General features: G+C 64.0%; 19 protein-coding genes. 1 reads left to right on the top strand and 18 read right to left on the bottom strand.

Features of this window, described 5'->3' with window-relative positions; translation table 11 throughout:
• Nucleotides 1-13: 13 nt before the first annotated feature.
• The 9 genes from ACZ5YA_RS18305 to ACZ5YA_RS18265 all read right to left on the bottom strand — a co-directional run bounded on the left by ACZ5YA_RS18305 (nt 14) and on the right by ACZ5YA_RS18265 (nt 9,326).
• Entirely contained in the window at nt 14-715 is a 702-nt protein-coding gene (locus tag ACZ5YA_RS18305; protein WP_464091043.1) for an ABC transporter ATP-binding protein, read from the bottom strand.
• Nucleotides 708-1,481: an ABC transporter ATP-binding protein gene (locus tag ACZ5YA_RS18300; protein ID WP_205736583.1), complete on the bottom strand. Its 774-nt coding sequence runs from the start codon at nt 1,479-1,481 to the stop codon at nt 708-710. Before ACZ5YA_RS18300 ends, ACZ5YA_RS18305 begins: the two co-directional genes overlap by 8 nt.
• Entirely contained in the window at nt 1,478-2,506 is a 1,029-nt protein-coding gene (locus tag ACZ5YA_RS18295) for a branched-chain amino acid ABC transporter permease (RefSeq protein WP_118931519.1), read from the bottom strand. The genes ACZ5YA_RS18300 and ACZ5YA_RS18295 overlap by 4 nt, the downstream gene beginning before the upstream one ends.
• A complete protein-coding gene (locus ACZ5YA_RS18290) occupies nt 2,506-3,381 on the bottom strand; it encodes a branched-chain amino acid ABC transporter permease (RefSeq protein ID WP_118931520.1) in 876 nt (291 codons plus the stop codon). The genes ACZ5YA_RS18295 and ACZ5YA_RS18290 overlap by 1 nt, the downstream gene beginning before the upstream one ends.
• A 14-nt stretch (nt 3,382-3,395) precedes the next feature.
• A complete protein-coding gene (locus tag ACZ5YA_RS18285; RefSeq protein ID WP_187774078.1) occupies nt 3,396-4,664 on the bottom strand; it encodes an ABC transporter substrate-binding protein in 1,269 nt (422 codons plus the stop codon).
• Between the two features lie 87 nt (nt 4,665-4,751).
• Complete coding sequence (locus ACZ5YA_RS18280; RefSeq protein WP_059373878.1) at nt 4,752-5,519, bottom strand: SDR family NAD(P)-dependent oxidoreductase; 768 nt, start codon at nt 5,517-5,519, stop codon at nt 4,752-4,754.
• Between the two features lies 1 nt (nt 5,520).
• Nucleotides 5,521-6,681, bottom strand: a complete 1,161-nt coding sequence (locus tag ACZ5YA_RS18275; RefSeq protein ID WP_059373877.1) for an acyl-CoA dehydrogenase family protein — start codon at nt 6,679-6,681, stop codon at nt 5,521-5,523.
• A gap of 10 nt (nt 6,682-6,691) precedes the next feature.
• Nucleotides 6,692-7,486 (bottom strand): enoyl-CoA hydratase/isomerase family protein, encoded by a 795-nt coding sequence (locus ACZ5YA_RS18270; protein WP_059373876.1) that lies wholly within the window; start codon nt 7,484-7,486, stop codon nt 6,692-6,694.
• 265 nt (nt 7,487-7,751) lie between these two features.
• Nucleotides 7,752-9,326 (bottom strand): GGDEF domain-containing protein, encoded by a 1,575-nt coding sequence (locus ACZ5YA_RS18265; protein WP_464091042.1) that lies wholly within the window; start codon nt 9,324-9,326, stop codon nt 7,752-7,754.
• A 343-nt stretch (nt 9,327-9,669) separates the two neighbouring features.
• On the opposite strand from ACZ5YA_RS18265, the gene ACZ5YA_RS18260 reads away from it, so the two are divergent.
• Entirely contained in the window at nt 9,670-10,812 is a 1,143-nt protein-coding gene (locus ACZ5YA_RS18260) for an acyl-CoA dehydrogenase family protein (RefSeq protein WP_464091041.1), read from the top strand.
• Nucleotides 10,813-10,875: 63 nt separating this feature from the next.
• On the opposite strand, the gene ACZ5YA_RS18255 is transcribed toward ACZ5YA_RS18260, so the two are convergent.
• From ACZ5YA_RS18255 to ACZ5YA_RS18215, 9 genes are all read right to left on the bottom strand, one after another.
• Nucleotides 10,876-11,856, bottom strand: a complete 981-nt coding sequence (locus ACZ5YA_RS18255; RefSeq protein WP_306635259.1) for a Bug family tripartite tricarboxylate transporter substrate binding protein — start codon at nt 11,854-11,856, stop codon at nt 10,876-10,878.
• Between the two features lie 228 nt (nt 11,857-12,084).
• The gene (locus ACZ5YA_RS18250) at nt 12,085-13,044 is read right to left on the bottom strand and encodes a Bug family tripartite tricarboxylate transporter substrate binding protein (RefSeq protein WP_464091040.1); all 960 of its coding nucleotides are present in this window, start codon (nt 13,042-13,044) and stop codon (nt 12,085-12,087) included.
• Entirely contained in the window at nt 13,041-13,508 is a 468-nt protein-coding gene (locus ACZ5YA_RS18245) for a MaoC/PaaZ C-terminal domain-containing protein (RefSeq protein WP_020926807.1), read from the bottom strand. Before ACZ5YA_RS18245 ends, ACZ5YA_RS18250 begins: the two co-directional genes overlap by 4 nt.
• A 51-nt stretch (nt 13,509-13,559) precedes the next feature.
• On the bottom strand, nt 13,560-14,738 hold the full coding sequence (locus tag ACZ5YA_RS18240; RefSeq protein ID WP_306635262.1) for a thiolase C-terminal domain-containing protein: 1,179 nt from the start codon (nt 14,736-14,738) through the stop codon (nt 13,560-13,562).
• Nucleotides 14,739-14,749: 11 nt separating this feature from the next.
• On the bottom strand, nt 14,750-15,160 hold the full coding sequence (locus ACZ5YA_RS18235; RefSeq protein WP_464091039.1) for a Zn-ribbon domain-containing OB-fold protein: 411 nt from the start codon (nt 15,158-15,160) through the stop codon (nt 14,750-14,752).
• A complete protein-coding gene (locus ACZ5YA_RS18230) occupies nt 15,157-15,972 on the bottom strand; it encodes an enoyl-CoA hydratase/isomerase family protein (protein WP_306635264.1) in 816 nt (271 codons plus the stop codon). Before ACZ5YA_RS18230 ends, ACZ5YA_RS18235 begins: the two co-directional genes overlap by 4 nt.
• Nucleotides 15,973-16,160: 188 nt before the next feature.
• A complete protein-coding gene (locus tag ACZ5YA_RS18225) occupies nt 16,161-16,946 on the bottom strand; it encodes an enoyl-CoA hydratase/isomerase family protein (RefSeq protein ID WP_464091038.1) in 786 nt (261 codons plus the stop codon).
• 157 nt (nt 16,947-17,103) lie between these two features.
• On the bottom strand, nt 17,104-17,679 hold the full coding sequence (locus ACZ5YA_RS18220; RefSeq protein WP_464091037.1) for a DUF2889 domain-containing protein: 576 nt from the start codon (nt 17,677-17,679) through the stop codon (nt 17,104-17,106).
• A 74-nt stretch (nt 17,680-17,753) separates the two neighbouring features.
• On the bottom strand, nt 17,754-18,941 hold the full coding sequence (locus ACZ5YA_RS18215; RefSeq protein ID WP_464091036.1) for a CaiB/BaiF CoA transferase family protein: 1,188 nt from the start codon (nt 18,939-18,941) through the stop codon (nt 17,754-17,756).
• Nucleotides 18,942-19,259 lie beyond the last annotated feature (318 nt).

The following is a 19,259-nucleotide window of genomic DNA, read 5'->3' as shown; positions in this document are numbered from 1 at the left end:
GTGTGTGAAAAGTTCAGACCGCCAGATAGCGGTCGGCAATTTCAGGGTGGGCGTCGAAGTGATTCCAATCGCCCTCGAATACGATTCTGCCAGTATCTATCACGAATACGTAGTCGGTACACCGTCGCGAGAACCACAGGTTCTGTTCCGCCAGCAGCAGCGCGGCGCCTTGCTGCTGGCGGGCCCGATTAACCTGCTCGGCCATTTGCTGGACCAGCAAGGGGGCGACGCCTTCCGCGGGCTCGTCCAGCAGCATGCACTTCGGTCGCGACATCAAGGCTCGCGCGACCGCCAGAATTTGCTGCTGTCCGCCGCTGAGTTGGTTTCCCATGCGCGTGCGCAGCTCGGCAAGCGCTGGAAAGAGTCCGTAGGCTTCCTGTAGCGGGAGAGTGCCTCGCGGACCGCTGGCATGCCGCGCCAGCAGCAGATTTTCTTCCACCGTCAGGTGGCTGAATATCCTGCGGTCTTCCGGTACCAGCGCCAGCCCGGAACGCGCGCGCGCATGCGTGCCGATCTGCCTGAGGTCGCCGCCCATGAATCGCAGCGTGCCGTCGACGGTAGGGCCGCCGCCCACGATGCTCTTGAGCAAAGTCGTCTTGCCCGCGCCGTTGCGGCCCAGCAGGGCGACTCCCTGGCCGGCTGCGACCTCGATGCCGACGCCGTCGAGAACGAGGCTGTCCCCGTAGCGTGCACGCAGGTTTTTCACTTCAAGCACTTTGCACCTCATGGCCCAGGTAGATTTCCCTGACTTCGGGGGAGGAACGCACGTCCTCGGGCGTTCCGCTGGCAATGATCTCGCCGTAGTTCAGCACGGTGATGCGGTCGGCCAGCGAAAAGACGACGTCCATGTCGTGCTCGGTTAGCAGGACCGAGATTCCGCGTTCCCGCACCACCGATTTAATGGTTTTCACCGCAGCCGCCCTGTCTGGCGGAGACATGCCGGCCATCGGCTCGTCGAGCATCAGTAGCTTGGGCCGCAGCGCAAGGCTCATCGCGAGTTCCAGGCGCTTCCGATCGCCGTAGGCCAGCACCCCCGAGACGTGATTGCGCTGTGAGGCCAGGCCCATTTTCTCCAGGGCGTCCAGGGCTTCGTCATAGACATCGGCGGCGGGCGCTATCCGCAAGCTGAAGCCGCCACCGGCACCCTGATGGCGGCGGCTCGCCTCGATGGCGACCACCATGTTGTCCAGCACGGTGTCTTCGCCGAAGACGCGGGCGACCTGGAAGGTCCGCCCCACGCCCAGGCGCACGCGTTGGTATCCGTCGATGCCTTCGACCCTCATGCCCTCAATCGAGATTTCGCCCGCATCTGGCAGAAGTTCGCCGCTCAAGGTCTTGAACAAGGTGGTCTTGCCCGCGCCATTGGGCCCGATGACGACGTGCGTTTCGCCCTGTTGCATGCGCAGTGTCACATCCTTCAGGACAGAAATGCTGCCGTAAGCCTTGTAGAGCCCGCGCGCGTCGAGTATGTGCGTAGTCACGATGTCTGTCCTTGAATCTTCGATTCGGAGCTGCCGTTGGCGGATGTCCCGCGCCGGCCAGCCGCGAGCAGCCGCTGCGCGCCGCCGATGACGCCGCCCGGGAACGCCAGCACCACGAGCAACAGCACCGCGCCTATCAGGATTTCGGAAAGACCGACGATGTTGCGGGTCATGTGTTCGAGCCCGATGAAGATCACCGCCCCGGCGACGGGCCCCCAGAAGTAGGCGACTCCGCCCACCAGGCAAAACAGAATGGGCAGGGCGGAATATCCCCAGTGCGCAATTTCCGGCGTGAGCAGCTGGGCCGCCGGCGCGTACAGGCCGCCGGCCAGGCCGGCGAAGGCGCCGCTGGCCACAAAGGCCGAGAATCGCATGGCGTGGACATTGATGCCAAGAAAGCGCACTCGCTCGGCATCCTGGCGGATGGCCGCCAGCAGCCTGCCGTAGCGGTTGTGCCAAAGAATGTACAGAATCAGCGCGAGGAAAGAGACACAGACCAGTGTGACGTAGTAGAGATTGTTGCCTTGCGCGAGGTCGAGTCTGAACAGGCCAAAGTCCATCACCGGCCGCTTGATGCCTGTCATGCCATCCTCGCGGCCCAGGAGGTCGGATTTCGAGATCAGGATGTGCACCAGTTCCGCCAATGCGAGAGTCAGGATGGCGAAGTAGATGCCGCTCGCGCGGCGCAGGGCGACGACGGCGACGGCCGCGGCGACCAGCCCTCCCGCAATGCCCGCTGCCAGCCAGGCAAGGGGGAAGGGAACCTGGGAGTAGCTCTGCAGCAGCAGGCCGGTGGTGTAGGCGCCTGCCGCGAAGTACGCCGCATGGCCGAAACTGACCAGGCCGGTCAGGCCGAAAACGAGGTTGAAGCTCAAGGCGAAGGTTGCGTTGATCAACACCACCGACGCGAGAAACACCAATCCCTTGTCCGCCCACCACGGGACGCTGGCGAACAGCCCGATCACCACCCCCGCAACCGCGAGGTCGAACGAGCGCCGGCTTGTTGTGCTGGCAAGCTGCTTCATTACCGTAGCCCCTTCAAAAGTCCTTGCGGACGCCACATCAAGATGGAAATGAGGGCGACATAGAAGAAAAGCCCCGGTACTTCCGCGAAGACGCGGTCGCCTATCGCGGTGATGAGGCCCAGGAGGACGGCGGCCAGGAAGGCGCCGCGAATGTTCCCCATGCCGCCGACGATGATCACGCCGAAGGCCTGAATGATCAGGGCGCTGCCCATGTTGGGAGACAGGCTTTGGTTGACGGACAGCAGCGCGCCGGCGACTCCAGCCAGCGCGATTCCCACAACCACGGTGCCTGTCAGCACCAGGCGCACGTTCACGCCGAGCAACGAGGCCATCCAGGGATCGACCGCGACCGACTGGACTGTTTTTCCCAGTTCGGTGCGATGCACCAGATAGTCGAGAAGTAGGAAGGCGAGCACGCCGCAGCCGATCACGAAGAGGACGAAGTTGGGAGCCAGCATGCCGGCGATCTCGGTGGCGCCGCGCAATACCGGCGGAGGCGGCACGCTCAGAAAGTCGATGCCCCAGACTACCTTGACAACTCCCTGGCAGAGCAGCAGCAGCGCGTAGGTGGCGATCAACGAATAGGATTCGCCAACGCCTCTGAGCCGCTGGAAAACCAGCTTGTCCACGGCGGCGCCCAGCACGCCCAGCGCCACGGCGCACACGATGGTGGCGAGCATGAAAGCCCAGAAGGACGGCTCTCCAAGCCTGGCCAGCAGGCTGTAGGCCAGATAGGCCCCCAGCATGACGAAGCCGCCATGTGCGAAGTTCAGGACGTGCAGGATGCCAAAAACCAGCGTCAGGCCGGCGGCGGTCAGGAAGACCGTCATGCCCCACGACAGGCCGTTGAGCGTCATCAAACCGTATTGGTCCATGATTCCCGGTCCTTTCAGACTGTCCGCAAGCTCAAGGCCTTTCCGGGAGTGGCCGGATCCATCACCTCCTCGCCGGGGATGCGAATGACGTCGACGATTTCGAAGCCGTCCGTTGCCTTGGCCGATCCGCGCAGGCGATACATGACAACGGGCTTGATGGCCTGATGGTCTTCCTTGCGGAAGCGGCGCGGACCGGTGGCGGTTTCGAACGTGACCGATTCAAGCGCGTTCAGAACCGCGCCGGTATCGGCCGAGCCAGCCGCTTGTAGCGCGCGAGCGTAGGCCATCACCGCGGCATGCCCCTCGGAAATAAAGCCCAGCGTGAGGGGATCCTTGGCGCGGCGCACGGCTTCCGCCTGGAGTTCGCGGCTGACCGGGATGTCCTCGAACGCACCCGCGTACCAGTGCGTTCCCACCCACATGTCCGGCAGATCTTGCTTCATGGCCTTGGCTACGATCAGCTCGTTGGCCGAATCCACGATCAGCTTGGCCTTCTTGAAGAATCCGAACGGTTCGGCCTGTTTGTACAGCGTCACGGCATCGCCGCCATACACGGAGATCATGAAGCCTTCGGCTGGGACGGACATGGTGGCGGTAATGGCGTTGCGATAGTCCGCGGCGCCGTACTGCGTCTTGATCGGCGGGGCGATCGCGGGTTGCTTCTGGGCAAGCGCTGGATAGAACTCGCGCAGGCCGTCTTCGAAACAGCCCCAGGTGGTGCGGCCGTACTCATGATCGGGAATGACGCCGCCCCAGCGATTGACGTCCGGATAGCGTTGCGCGGCCATTTTGGCGAGGGCGCGCTGACGCATGTAGGGATTGTCCGTGACACGGAAATAGTTTCGGACAAAGCTCTCCTTGGTGAGCTTTTCGGAGTGCGCGGCGCAGGTTATCAGCAGTGTTTTCTCCTGTTCCAGGACCGCGGCGATCGCTAGGGCGACCGCACTGGATACCACGCCGCACAGCATGTTCACGCCGGAACCCGCCAACTCGCGCGCGGCGACGGTCGCCTCGGCCGGTTTGGCCTTGTCGTCCCGGATGACCAGCTCCAGTTTCCTGCCGAGAACGCCGCCCGCCTGGTTGACCTGGTCAATGGCGATCTGCGCGCCCAGAAGCATGGGCTGCCCGAGTGGCGCCTGGGCGCCGGAGAGCGATGAAATGAAGCCCAGCTTGATAGACGAATTAGCTTGCGCGAATGCGGTGCGGCTCCACAGGCTGCCGGCGCCGGCTGCGCTTGCGCCGCCCAGGGCGCCCAGCATCTTGAGGACGTTTCTGCGATCCATGTTCATGTCTCCTTTGCTTTGTTCTGTATTGTTCTGCTTTGTTGTGCGGGGCTCGCCCCAGGGAACTTCAGATCAATCAGGCCTATGTCATGCGATGCCGATGTCGCCCGCGCCTCCAAACGCGGACCAGCCGCCATCCACCGGCAGGGTTGCCCCCGTGATGAAGGATGACCATTCCGAGGACAGGTACGCCGCGGCATGCGCGATCTCCCTGGGATGGCCGAGGCGGGCCAGCGGTGTCCGCCGTTCTATCTGTCCGGTGTTCACCTTGTTTTCGCGTATCAGGGTCTCGACCAAGGGCGTGCGGATATAGCCGGGAGCGATGCAGTTCACGCGGATGCCCAGGCTGCCCCACTCGCTGGCCAGCGATCTGGTAAGCATGATTACGCCAGCCTTGGACGCGCCATAGGCGTTGCGGCGGGGAAAGCCGCCCAGGCCGACGATGGACGAGATGTTGATCATCGATCCAGAGCGGCGTTGCGCCATGTGTGCGCCTACGGCCTTGCACATGAGGTAGGTGCCGGTCAGGTCTACATCCACGATCCGCTGCCAGGATTGCGTGCTTTGCTCCAGGGTCGGGGTGTAGGTGTCGGGTATGCCGGCGCAATTCACGAGCACGTCGATGGCTCCCATGGCGGTCATGGCTTCCGCCGTGGCGCGCAGGCAGTCTTGTTCCACGCAGACGTCCGCCTGGAGCCGGGTAACGGTGTCCCGTTCCACGGCGTCGAGCGGCTGGAGGTCGGCCGAACTCACTTGCGCGCCGAGTTCCAGGAACAGATCGACCACCGCCGCTCCGATGCCGCTGGAGCCGCCGGTTACCAACACATTCTTCCCGGTCAGGTCAATTGAGGGCATGTCAGGCATTGGCTCCGGACCACTTGTAGATGTTGTTGCGCTGGACCGCGGAGGAGCCGCCGATGATGGGCAGCAGCAGGGCGTCCCGGACGTAGCGCTCCGCGTCGAAATCCTTGACGTAGCCATAGGCGCCGAAGATGGTCTGGCATTCCAGCGCGACCGAGCGGGCGGTTTCCGTGGCAAAGAGCTTCGCCATGGATGTTTCGACCCCGCAGCGCTGGTGTTCGTTGGCCATCCAGGCTGCGTGGTAGAGCACGAGGCGCGCGGCGTGCAGTTGCGTCTTCATGTCGGCCAGCTTGTGCTGAATGGACTGGTAGTGGTTGATGGTCTTGCCGAATTGCTGGCGTTCGCCCGCGTAGGCCCATGCATCGTCGAGCGCGGCCCGGGCGACGCCGATGCCGATGGCGGCGACTTCGAGTTTTTCCACGTCCAGTCCCGAACCCACGATCATCTGCCAGCCGTTATTCCAGCCGGCCTCGCCGCCCATCACATTCTCGAATGGCACCTCCACGTCCTCGAAGATCACGTCCGTGGTCGCGGCTCCTTTCATGCCCAACCCTTCGATGGGCGTGATCGTCACGCCTTTGGTGTCGGGCGGGATCATGATCATGGACAGATTCTTGTAGCGCTCGCCCTCGTTGCCGGAGCGCACCAGCGCGTAGATGTAGTCCGATATCGCCGCGCCCGAGCAGAAGCGCTTGGCGCCGTTGATCCGCACGGAGTCCCCCACACGTTCGGCGCGGGTCTTGACGCTGGCCAGGTCGGCGCCGGCATCCGGTTCCGTCCAGCCGTAGGCAAAGACGAGGGTACCGTCCACGACCTTGGGCAGAAGTTCGGTCTTCTGCGCCTCGGTGGCGCATTCGACCAGATTCATGCCCGCATAGCAGGCGCTCATGATGTAGGGCACCGATACCGCCAGGCTGCGCCTGGACAGTTCTTCGATGACAACCATGGTGGCGAGGATGTCGCGGCCCGCGCCGCCATACGCTTCGGGTACGGTGAGTCCCATGACGCCGAGGCGCGCGAGTTTGTCGAAGACCTCGCGCGGGAAGTGGTTGCGCTTGTCCCAGTCGGCGGCGGCGCCGCGCGGCATTTCCTTCTCGACGAACCGCTCGAGCGTATCGCGCAACTGCCGGATGTGGTCGGGTTCCGTGAAGTTCATCAGTGGTTCTCTACTTTCCAGAGAAGACCGGGATGCGCTTCTCGCGGAAGGCGTTTACAGCTTCTTGATGGTCCTGGGTGGCACTGGAGAGCGCCTCGTAGGCCAAGGAGGCGTCCAAGATCGTGTGCGCCAGTTGCTTCAGTCCGATGTTTGCGGACATCTTGGTCCATCGGATGGCCTTGGTCGCTCCCGCCGCCAGCCTGTCGGCGAACTGTTCGACGCGTTGCTCCAGGTCCGCCGCGGGCACCACGTGATTGATCAGGCCGATACGCGCCGCTTCGGTCGCTGTCATCAGGTCGCCCGTCATCAGGTATTCCTTGGCGCGCGCATAGCCGATCAGCTGCGGCCAGATCACGGCGCCGCCGTCGCCGGCCACGTAGCCGACACTGACGTGCGGATCGCCGATCTTCGCGGCGTCCGAGGCGAAGATCACGTCGCAGAACAGCGCGAGCGTGGCTCCAAGTCCTGCCGCGTGCCCATTCACTTTCGCGATGACGGGCTTTTCGCAATCCAGCAACGAGAACACGATCTGCTTGCCTTCGCGGGCCGTCTTTTCGAATGCGCCGGGCTGGTCGATCATTTTCTGCAGCCAGGCCATATCGCCGCCAGAAGAAAAGGCCCGGCCCGCTCCCGTCAGGATCACGACGTCACATTCCGGGTCGGCGGAAACATCGACGAAGACCCGGGCCAGTTCTTCGTGCATGGCCTCGTCGACCGCATTGAGCTTCTCGGGCCGGTTCATCGTGATTTCCAGGACGCGCTTGCGGCGTTCGAACGTCAAGCTCTTGTACTCAGCAAAGTTCATCTAGACCTCGTTTGGAGTAGCAGGAGACGCCAGGTGTCTCTTGCTTGGGGGGGGCGCCTGGAATAGCCGGCGCACGCGCTGCGTTGCGGCTAGCCGTTAGGCGGTTGACTCATTCTGGCAAAAAATGAACGATGAGTCATTATTCATTTTTGTTTTTTTGATGAGTGTTTTCCCTAGGGGCACGCCGGCGCGGGCCAGACGTCTCCTTGCCGCTGCGGTATGCCCGGCACGGCGCTTTTAGCGCCTGATTCGCTTGTTCCGTGATTTACGCGGCCGACCAGACCGCCACGCGATTCCGTCCCGAATTCTTTGCCCGGTACAAGGCCTCATCGGCCTTTGCCATGACCTTGTCGATGTCGGCATCATCCGACGGCCACAGCGCGATGCCGATGGACACCGTGACATTTCCCACCGCCTGCGGCATGGCGTGGTCCGCCGTCGCCGCCCGGATGCGTCCGGCCACCCTTTCCGCCGTGTCGCGCGAGGCGTTGGGCATCAGGATCAGGAACTCTTCGCCGCCGACGCGACACGGCGCGTCTTCTGCCCGCACACAGGTCTTGAGGATGGCGGCCAGCGCGATCAGCACCTGATCGCCGGCCGCGTGCCCGTAGGTGTCGTTCACGCGCTTGAAGTGGTCCAGGTCTAGCGCGAGCGCCGCGAAAGGCTGCCGGGTCTGGCGCAGCGTGGCGATCTGCAGCGCCAGGCCCCTGCGGTTGAAGAGGCCCGTCATCGGATCGGTGATGGTGTCCGTGTTCAGCTTATCGAGCCGCCGGGTCTGGGAGCTTTGGCTCATCGTCACGGCGTTCCGGAGGCGGGCCGCCTCGTAGTACCAGCCCTTGATCCGGTGCAGGTCGCCAGCCGACGCGCCGGGCTGATCCCGTTCGATGACCTGGGCCAGCTCCTCCAGCGGCCGCGAGATCCAGCGGCCCAGCAGGTAGATGGCCAGGAACATGATCAGCCCCACCGGCAAGGCGTAGAGCACGATCCTGCTGGTCAGGCTTTGCAGCGGGCGCAGCGTTTCGTCCAGCGGGCGTTGCGCCACGACACCCCAGCCGGCGTTCTTGAGCGCGGCGTAGCCGGCCAACAGGTGCGCGCCGCGGGTGTTGACCACGGGCATCGCACCGGTCTCGCCCCGCAGCACGGCTTCGACCACGGCATTGCTTCTTTCGCTGGTGCCGATGCGATCCTTGTCCTTGTGGTAGATGATGGTGCCGTCGCCATCGACGACATACAGGTAGGAGCCGTCGCGGTAGAAGTGCTCGCCCACGAGTTTGTCGAACTCGTTGCCTTGCCGAAGGTGGATGGCCGCGAGGATGGTGCCGGCATGGTTGCCCTTGGCATCACGGAAAGGTTCGGAGAACGCCAGTATCAGCCGGCCCTCCATGCCCACGTAGGGCGTCGATATGTGGCCCTTCAGATGTTGGGCGCCTGTGGTCAGTTGCTGGCGTACCAGCGTCCTGCCTTCGAAGCCCGCGTCGGCGGGAGCGGTGGCGAGGATGGTGCCGCTACTGTCTGCGATGGCGGCCGTCATGACGCCGTCGGTCTGCTGCACCAGGCGCGCGAGCTCGTCTTCCATGGCGGGTTTCGAACCCAGCAGGCCCGGCGCCCGCTCGGCGGACAGGAGCAATTGCCGCTGTATGGATTCGATGTAGATGTCGGTGACTTCCGCCAGCTTGATCGCGTAGGCCCGGTTGGCCTCGAGGGTGTTGGCGATCAGCTGCTCGCGCTGCACCAGGTAGGCCGCGTACAGCGTGTTGACGAAGGCGATGAGTCCGCTCGCGAGCGCCAGCACGGTGACAAGGCGGCGCAGCTTCAGTCTGGGCATCGCGGCAGTGGTCAATGCGGAGCTCCTTCAGTACTCGCTCGGTCGATTGAATCGGCGCCTTCCGCAACACTGGGGGACACAAAGAAGAAGGGCGGCCTTGCGCACAGAGCGATCAGTTTTGCGGCAAGCCTGCGCCAAGTCAAGAGCATCCGCGGCTACCCGATTGCCGGGGCGCGTGATCAGTTGTCCGTTGTGCAATCACGGGTGTTCGCTGCGCAGGCACTGGCGGTGCCCATGGCAGTATGCCGCCCGGTGATGCCGCGGGCTGGCGCGGTTCTTGCTTCTGCCTTGGGATGCGGTGCGGTCCCACCTCTCTGGCGGGACGCAGGCGTAGATACCAAACCACCTGGAGGAAAAATTGAACTTTAACCAGACCGAAGAGCAGGTCATGTTGCGTTCCGCGGTTGAGCGGCTGGTGCAGTCCCTGTGCACGCCAGAAAAGGTGAGGCAATGGGACCGTGACGGCACGTATCCGGAGGAAGTCTATGCGGCCATGGTGGATGCGGGCTTTGTTTCCATGGTGGTCCCGGCCGAGTACGGCGGGATGGGCAGTCCGATGTCCGATTGCATCATTCTCTATGAAGAGGTCGCCAAGCCCAGCGTCGACTTCGCCACGCGCATTGCGCTGCAGGCCTGGGGCTGCTCGATCCTGGCGGATGTGGCGCCGGATGAGTTGAAGCGCGAAATCTTGCCGCGCGTGGCGCAGGGCGAGGCCAAGCTGTCTTTCAGCCTCACGGAACCGAGCTCCGGGTCGGACGCGGCATCGTTGACCACGAGTGCGCGGCGCGACGGCGATGATTGGCTGATCAACGGCCAGAAGGTGTTTTCCAGCGGCGCGGATGCGCCCGACAATCACATCGTGCTGGCGGTCAGGACCGCGAAGAGCGACAAGCGGCACGATGGCATCTCCCTGTTCCTGGTGCCCAACGATCTCAAGGGCATCACCATCCGGCGTCTGGACGTCATCGGCCGCCGCGTGCTGGGCCTGTCGGAAATCTACTTCGACGACGTGCGCGTGCCCTCGCGCTATCTGCTGGGAGAGGAGGGCAAGGGCTGGGGATACATCGGACGCCATCTGGAACGCGAGCGCATCACGCTCGCAGCGAACTACCTGGGCTGCGCCAGCAGCGCCTTGAACGAAGCCACGATCTACGCCAAGGAAAGAAAGCAGTTCGGGCGCCCCATCGGCCAGTTCCAGGCCATCGCGCACATGCTGGCCGACATGGCGACCGAGGTGGAGTGTGGCCGCTGGCTGACCTCGATGGCCGCCTGGCGCTACGACAATGGCTTGTCCTGCCGCAAGGAGGCCAGCATGGCCAAGCTCTACGTTTCCGAGATGCTTCAGCGGGTCACCGCCTCGGGCATGCAGATCCTGGGCGGACACGCCTACACCACGGATCATGCGATGCAACGGCATTGGCGCGATGCCCGCAACGCGACCGTCGGCGGCGGCACCTCGCAGATTCAGCGCGAACTGATCGCGCGGGAATTGGGACTGTAAGCGCTTGACGGCAGGGCGGCCCGGTAGCGGGCCGCCCTTCGGGGGGGGCGATGCGCCGGCCGTTTAGTCGGCGGTGATGCCTACCTTCTTGATGATGGCGCCCCAACGTTGCGTTTCATCGCGGATCACCTGGGTCGTTTCTTCGGGCGAGCTGCCCACGGCCTCCATGCCGCGCACGCGCATGGCCTCGCGAAACTTCTCGCTCTTGCCTATATCCATCAGCGCCTTGCTCAGGCGGTCGGCCACCTCCGCCGGCACGTTGGCCGGGGCGAGGATGGCGTACCAGCCGAACACGTTGAAGTCCTTCACGCCCGATTCCTCGACCGTGGGCACGTCAGACATCAAGGCGCTGCGCGCGTTGTCGGCCACGGCGATGGGGCGGACCTTGCCGGACTGGATAAGCGGCAGCGCGCCTCCCACCGTGGCGAATATCGCGTCGATCCGGCCGCCCAGCAGTTCGGTAAACGCCAGGGACTCGCCCTTGTATGGGATGTGCATGATGGGCATGCCGGTGCGGTCCTTTAGCATTTCCATCGTCAGATGCGCGGTCGAGGCATTCCCCGCTGACCCATAGTTGAGCGCACTGGGATTCTTCTTCGCCCGGTCGACGAGGTCAGCGACGGTCTTGATCTGCTGATCGGGGTTCGTCACCAGCACCAACGAGAATTTTGCGATCAGGGAGATCGGCGTGAAGTCCCTGAGCGTGTTGTAGGGCAGGTTCGGATACAGAGTGGTGTTGACGCTGGCCAGGCCTTGGCTGGCCAGCGCCAGGGTGTAGCCGTCGGGGCGCGACTTGGCGACGAAGTCCGTGCCGATGATACCGCCCGCGCCGGTGCGGTTTTCGACGATGACGGATTGGCCCAGGCGTTCCGAAAGATCCTGGGCCAGCGTGCGGGCCAGGATGTCGGAAAGACCGCCGGCGGCGTAGGGGGTGATCAGGCGTATGGGCTTGTCCGGGTAGCTGCCGGCGGCCGCCTGCCCTTGCAGGGCCAGGTAGGCCAGCAGGGCCGCCGCGGCCAGCAGCGGTTTTTTGAATAAGGTCATTCTTATCTCCAATTCCGCTTTCAACCAGCGGAAAACACATATGTAGTTATTGTTCAGCCCGCCTCAGCGGGCCGGCAACAGGAACGCAAGACGCGTCGGGGATAACCTCGCAACATCCGTGCCAGGGGCTGGCGCCGCCTGCCTGCCCGGCTCTGGAGTTGTTCGCCTGCGCGCTGGTGTTCATGGTCCGATCAGCAGTGTATGGGCGGTGCACAGCAGTTGCTCCGTCTACCTCCTGCCGAGCCCGTGTTCCTTGACGACTTGCAGCGACTGCGCAAGCTGCTCCTTCACATAGGCGGAGAATTCGTCGGGGCCGGATGTCGAGATCGAAATGTGGTGAACGGCAAGCGCGCGCGCCACGTCCGGTTGGGCGAGAACCGCATTGATCTCCGCGTTCAGCTTTCTGCGCAGTTCCGACCGCATTCCGGAAGGACCGAAGAACCCGCCCCACGGCACCAGCGGCATGTTGGTGTAGCCGAAATCGGTCATCGTGGGCACATCGGGAAACTGTTCCAGGCGTGTCTGGGTGGTGGTCATGAGCGCGCGCACCTTCCCTTCCTTGATAAAGCCCATGGTCGTGGTGGGCGTGGCGAACATGACGTCGATCCTACCGCCCACCAGATCTACCACGGCAGGCGGTTCGCTGTTGTAAGGGATGTGATGCAGCGCCAGGCCGGCCATGCCCATCAACTGCGCCATCGCTACGATGGAGGACGAACTGCCGGACGCATAGGTCAGCTTTCTGGGGTTGGCCCGGGCGTATTCCACGAACGCGCGGGCATCCATGAAGGGGAGGCCGGTGTTCACGACCAGCAGGAAGGGGAATTCCCCGACTCGGCCGATGGGAGACAGCTCGGTCAGCGGGTCGTAGATCGGTTTGGCATTGAAGGTATTGATGCCGGTGATGGCGGTGTTGGTCGAGAACAGCAACACGTCGCCCGCGGGATCCGCCTTCATGACTTCCTTGACCGCGATGTATCCTTCGGCGCCGGGCTTGTTGTCGATGACCACCGCGCGGGACAAGGACCGGCTCAGGTTTTCTCCGATGATGCGCGCTGCGGTGTCGGTGGCCGAGCCCGATTGGAAGGGAACCACGATTCTCAAGGGCCTGTCGGCCGCCCGGGCGCGCCCGGCCAGGAGGGGGGCGGCCAGCATGGCGCCCAGGATGTGTCTTCTGCGAGGGTTCACGATGTTCTCCGGCGGTACAGCAGGGTGGCCGTCATTTCCTGGGCGACCGTGCCGTCATGCTTGACGCACTGCCGCTGGAAGGTGACGACACCACGATCCGGCTTGCTGCTGGCCTTCTTGTCGACGACCCGTGAATGCAGCCTGATGGTGTCGCCATGCTTGACTGGGTCCAGCAGTTTCCAGCCGTCGATCTGCAGCAGGGCCAGCAAGGTGCCGTCGTTCAGGCCGCTGGCGTACTGCAGGCCACCCATGATGGCGTACACCAGTGGTCCGTGCGCGATGGGTTCGCCGAACGGCGTGGTCTTGCAGTACTCGAAATTGGTGTGGACTTCGTTGAAGTCGCCCGACAGGCAGGCGAAATTGACGATGTCCGTCTGCGTGATGGTGCGGGCCGGGCTGACGAATTCCTGGCCGATCTCGAAGTCATCGAAGTACCGGCCGCGTGCGGAGGGAGTCGTGGTCATGATTGCGTTGTCCTTGTAGTGGTTGCCGGATGCGGCACAGCCGCGTTGAATTCAGCCTTTCTCGTTGGCTAGGATGGCGGTGCCGTGCGAGGACAGGATGCCGCCTTCGTTGTGCACAAGCGCAACGTCCGCGCCTTCGACCTGGCGATTGCCCAGACCGCCGCGCAATTGGCGCACCGCTTCCACGATGCCGAACAGACCGCCCGCGGCGCCGGCGTGCGCATGCGAGAGCATGCCGCCGTGGGTATTGATGGGCAGCTTGCCGCCGATGCGCGCGTGTCCCTGCTCGAAGAACGCGCCGCCTTCTCCGGGCTGGCAGAAGCCGAGTTCCTCGGCCTCCAGGATGGGGACGATGGAGAAGCAGTCGTAGAGTTCGGCCACGTCGATATCGCTGGGCGCGAGTCCCGCCATCTCGTAGGCCATGCGCCCGGATTCGGCCGCGCCGAACTCGGTCAGGCTGGAGGCGCACATCAGATGCTCATGTGTGTGGTATTCGCCTATGCCTTGCAGGTAGGCGGGCTTGCATTTCAGGTCGCGCGCGCGCTCGGCGGACGTCACGATGAAGGCGCCGCCGGCATCCGATATCAGGCAGCAATCCAGCATGCCCAGCGGATCGGCGATAGGCTTGGCCGAGAGCACCTGGTCCAGCGTCAAGGGCGCTTTCATGTGCGCGTTGGGATGCAGCAGGGCGTGTGTGCGCGTGTTCACTGCGACGTGCGCGAGCTGTTCCCGCGTGGTGCCGTACTTGTGCATGTGGCGCAATGCGATCATGGCGTAGAAGCCGGGTATCGAGGTGCCGTAGGGCTGTTCGAAATAGGGGTGTCCCACTGCCGTGAGCGCCGCCACGGCCGCGTCCCGGCTTTGGCCCGTGGCCCGGTTCTCTCCCGCGCAGACCAGGATGGTCTCCGCCTGGCCGCTGACTATGGCCTGCGCCGCATGCTTGAGCATGACGACCGGGCTGGCGCCGCCCACGATCATCGATGCGTTGAGCCTGGGCTTGATGCCGAGGTACTCGCAGATGACCGATCCCAGCATGAAGTACGGTTCCGTGAAGGAATAGGCCGTCAGCACGCCGTCGATGTCGGACACCTGCAATCCGGCGTCGTCCAGCGCGCGCTTGGCGGCCTGGGCGTTGAGACCCAGGCCCGTCATGTGGGGAACCTTGCCGATATCTGATTCGCCCACGCCGACGATGGCGACTTTATTCTTTAGCGATGCGCGTTCTTTCATAGCCATCCCAGTCAGGCCTCGGTTCTTTTGAATTGGGGAATCAGGGCGCCATCGCCGCGGTCTTCAAAAACCACGCCGACCTTGTCTCCTATTCGTACCGAGAGGGCGTCGGCGCCCACGATGTTGGCGACCATGCGCGGGCCTTCGTCGAGTTCGATCAGCGCGGTGACATAGGGCGTCTTGGACGCGAACGCGGGCAGCGGCGCGCGGCGGATGATGGAAAAGCTGTAGACGCTGCCCGTGCCTTTGCTTTGGACCCATTCGAGCTGATCCGACCAGCATTCCGGGCAGAGATGGCGCGGCATGAAATGCAGCGCTGCGCATGCCTTGCATTTCCGGATCAGCAGTTTGCGTTCGCGGGCTCCGTCCCAGTAGGGCTGGGAGTCGGCATTGGCGATAGGTTGCGGCAGATCCCGGCTCATGCTTTGTCTCCCTTGTTCGCGACCGCCGCGGCGCCCGCGAAATCGGGGCGGCGGCGTTCCAGGGCGGCGTTCAAGCCTTCGCGGAACTCAGGGTTGGACATGGCCAGCACCTGACCGAAGCCCTCGAATGCCAGCATGTCGTGCAGCGAGGTCTCGAAACTGCGCGCCATGACGGCCTTGGCCAGCCCCATGACCTCGGCGGGCCCTTCGGCCAGGCGTCTGGCCTCGGCGAGGCCGGCGTCATACAGGTCGGCATCGGCGACGACCTTGGATACCAGGCCCAGATCGGCCGCTTCCTGCGCGGAGAACGTGCCGCCGCTGAACAGAAAGTTCTTGGCCCGCGCCATGCCGATCAGGCGCGGCAAGTGGTACATGACCGCGATGTCGGGCACCACGCCAAGCCTGAAGAATCCGGACATGAACTTCGCGCTTTCGCCAGCGATGACTACGTCGCCGGTCAGTGCGAGGCCCATGCCGCCGCCCACCGCATGGCCGTTCACGCCGACAACGACCGGCTTGTCCAGCGAGATCAGCGGCGTGAGCCAACGGCTCAGATTGCGGAAGCGCCGGTGCACCGTCCACGGATCGCAGGCCGTGCGCAGATGATTCAGGTCGCCGCCGGAGCAGAAAGTGGGGCCGTCGCCCGTCAGGAAGACCGCGCGGATGCCGGGCTGGCGCTCGGCCAGGGCGATCGCCGCGCCGAGCTGTTCGCGCATGTCCATGGTCATCGAGTTCCGGCTTTCCGGGTTCGCCAGGCGGATGATGAGTACGTCTCCGTCTTTTTGTGTTGCTACCAGCTCCTGTGCTGCCATGTAGGACGCTCCAATGGGTAAAGGGGGTGTTGGCCTAAAAGCAAAGTTCGTGCCAGTTGCGCCGTCCACGGGCCGGAGCCGGGCGCGCGCGCGGATCGCCTGCCGGGGTGTACTCGCGGCATACACGCGGATGCGGGACTGTGCTTGCGTGTTCGCGGCGGGGGTACCGCAAGGGTCTGCCGGCCTGGTTATTTGCGCGCCTGCGCCGCCGCCAGCGCGCGTTGATGTCCTGGCATGGCTGTGGCCAGCGCGAACGCATCGGCCTCATGGGCCATGGCGCTGTCCATGGGCTGGCTCCAGCTCTGGCGGCTGACCGACTTGGTCAGCATCAGCGCATCATGGGGCAGCGCCAGCAGTTCGGCCGCCAAGGCGCGGCTGGCCTCGGCCAGGGTTTCCCGCGGCACCACGCGACGGGTCAGACCGCGCAGGCGGGCCTCCTCGGCATCCATGGTGCCGCCCGTGAGCATCAGGTCCAGGGCGGCCGGCACGCCCAGTTTCGACTGCAGCAGATAGGAACAGCCGCCATCCGGAATCAGGCCCAGGCGCACGAAGGGGAACCGCAGGGTCGCGTCATCCGCCATGACCAGCAGGTCGGCGGCGAGCGCCAGTGAAGCGCCGCCGCCAGCCGCCGCACCCTGGACCGAGGCGATGACGATCTTGTTCATCCTGACCAGCGCCATGTGATGTTGCTGCGCAGTCAGGATGCGGTCGCGCCAGGCCAGCGGGGTCGTCGGCAGATCGCCGGTATCGGCCCCGACGCAGAAGGCGCGTCCCAGCCCTTGCAGCAGTACCACATGGATGTCGGGGGCCGCGGCGATGTCCTGCAAGCGGGCGCCGAACTCGGCGCGCATTGCCGTCGACAGGGCATTGAGCTTTTCGGGGCGGTTCAACGTCAAGACCGCCAGGCCGCCGGCCTTTTCCAGCAGGACCGTGGGTTGGGCGGTGGCGTTTTCCTGGTGATGCGCGGGCATCATGCTTCTCCTTGAAGGGGGGTGATGAACCTTCAAGCAAAATGGATGCCAGCGTTCAGCCGCTGCGGCCCGGGGGCGGGGAAGCTGCGGACAGTGTCCGCGGTACACGCAGTTCGCACAGTCGGAAGACACGCACTGTGCGCCGGAATCGCCGCCGCGTTCAGGCTTGGCCTGACGGCCTGTACCACTGCGGGTAATGCTCCTTGACCAGCGGGCCGTCCTCTCTCAAAGCGTGGCACGCGCCGATCTTCAAGGGACGCTTGGCGGGATCGTCCTCGTCTTGCGGGGAGATCTTTCCTTGCAGGATCGTCTGCACGGCGAGGGTCGGCAGCAGGGTCGCCAGTTCGGACAAGTGCGAGCAGCGCTCAGGGGCGGGGATCCGCTTGGCGATTTCCTGGCGGAAGCCCTTGAGTAGGTTCGCGCCGACGAGCCGTTCCAGCCGCAGCTGGGCTTCAGGACAGACGGAAGGAAAGGGCATGCGATGCATGCCGGCCTCGGCGCCCAGCACGTCCAGCGCTTCGTTGATCGTCACGCGGATCGCCATCAGATGTATGGGCACGCCGCAGTCGAAATGCCGCATCTGTGTGGTGAAGGGTTGGGGCTTGACATCCTCGATCAAGGCCTCCAGGTCCCACAGGCCGTCCTCGCGCTCGTAGGCCTGCAACTGGATGGTGCGCGAATGGGACGATTTTCTGGCGCTGGCAGGAGGGGGAAGAAAATGCGAAGGCGACACCATGGGGTGGTCTCCGTATCTGGTTCGCGGGACCGGGAAGCTGGCTCCCGGTCCCGTCAAAAAAAGGAAGGAGGGGCTTAGCGGGTTGCGCCGCTTTCGGCCAGTGCGCTGATCTCGCCGTCGGACAGCCCGGCCGCAGCAAGAATCTCGCGGCTATGCTCGCCCAGGCGTGGCGCGAGGCGTTTGACCTCGCTCGGCGTCTTGCCGAACTTGACGGGCGGCCTGACGTGAGTCAGCACGCCTTCGCTGGGATGTTCCTGTTGCACGAACATGCCGACCGCCGCCAGATGAGGGTCCGTGAACAAGTCCTCCAGGCTGTTGACCGGCGCGACCGGTATGCTCAGCGGCCGGAGCTGGCTCAGCCACTCCTGGGAGGTCCGCTCGGTCATGATTTCCCCGAGTATCTTGTACAGGGTTTCGTAGTTCTGGCTGCGGTGGTTCGGAGTGTCGTAGCGCGGATCCTGCGCCAGATCGTCGCGGCCCACCAATTGGAAGAAGTCCTTCCAGTTCTTGTCGGTGTAGGGCAGCACGCACAGATAGCCGTCTTTGGTCCGATGCGGCTTGCGCAACTGGCTGAGCACGCGCGGATAGCCTGCCTTGCCGTTCTGCGGGTCGAAAGCCCGTTCCCATTGATGTTCTATCAGCATGAACGAGGCCAGGGACTCGAACATCGGCACTTCGATGCTCTGCCCTTCGCCGGTGCGCAGCCTGTGGAACAGCGCGGCCAGGATGCTGTAGGCAATGGTCAGGCCGGCGACCTTGTCGCCGATGATGGTGGGCGTGAAACGCGGTTCTCCCGCCAGATGGGCATTGACGGAGCACAGGCCGGACACACCCTGGATCATGTCGTCGTAGGCAGGATCGTCGGCATAGGGACCGCCTTCGCCAAAGCCATAGGCGCCACAGTAGACGATGCCAGGGTTGATCTCCTTGATCTGTGCATAACCCAGGCCTAGCCGTTCGATGGCCGCGGGGCGCATGGCATGGACGAAGACATCGGCCGTGGCCACCACGCGCAGCAGCGCTGCGCGCGCCTCGGGGATGCGCAGGTCCAGCATCAGGCTTTTCTTGTTCCGGTTGACCGACAGGTGTATCGGCCCCATCGCCCGGCTACGGCCTGCGCCCATGTGGCGCATGATGTCGCCGTCGGGACTTTCCACCTTGATGACGTCCGCGCCCATGTCACCGAAGATCTGGGTGGCATAAGGCCCCATTACCACTGACGTCAGGTCGACGATCTTGATTTGAGACAAAGGACCAGGCATGACACTCCTCTACGCTTCTTGATGGTTCGTTGGTTCTTTCGTTACACAGAAATCGGCTGGTGCGCCCGCAGCCCCGATCGAAGGACAGGGTTTGTTGCATGGCATCAAATGCGTTCCTGATTTATTTCTTTCAAGCAATTTCCATGCCATTGCGGGCCGCGCCGCGACAGGAGCGGCGGAGCGCCTTGCGAGGCGGGGCATCTGCCGCAAGATGTAGCGCCGGCGCGGCCTGCGGCGCTGCAGCCGTGGAGTACACTCGTCGCCACCAACATGCCGCCACGAAAGACACGGAAGGCAGATGCAGAGCGAGAGGATATG

The sequence above is a fragment of the Achromobacter sp. JCM 18799 genome (genome assembly GCF_055395645.1).
Note: the sequence above shows the minus strand (reverse complement) of the source record. Positions and strands in the feature narration are given on the sequence as shown.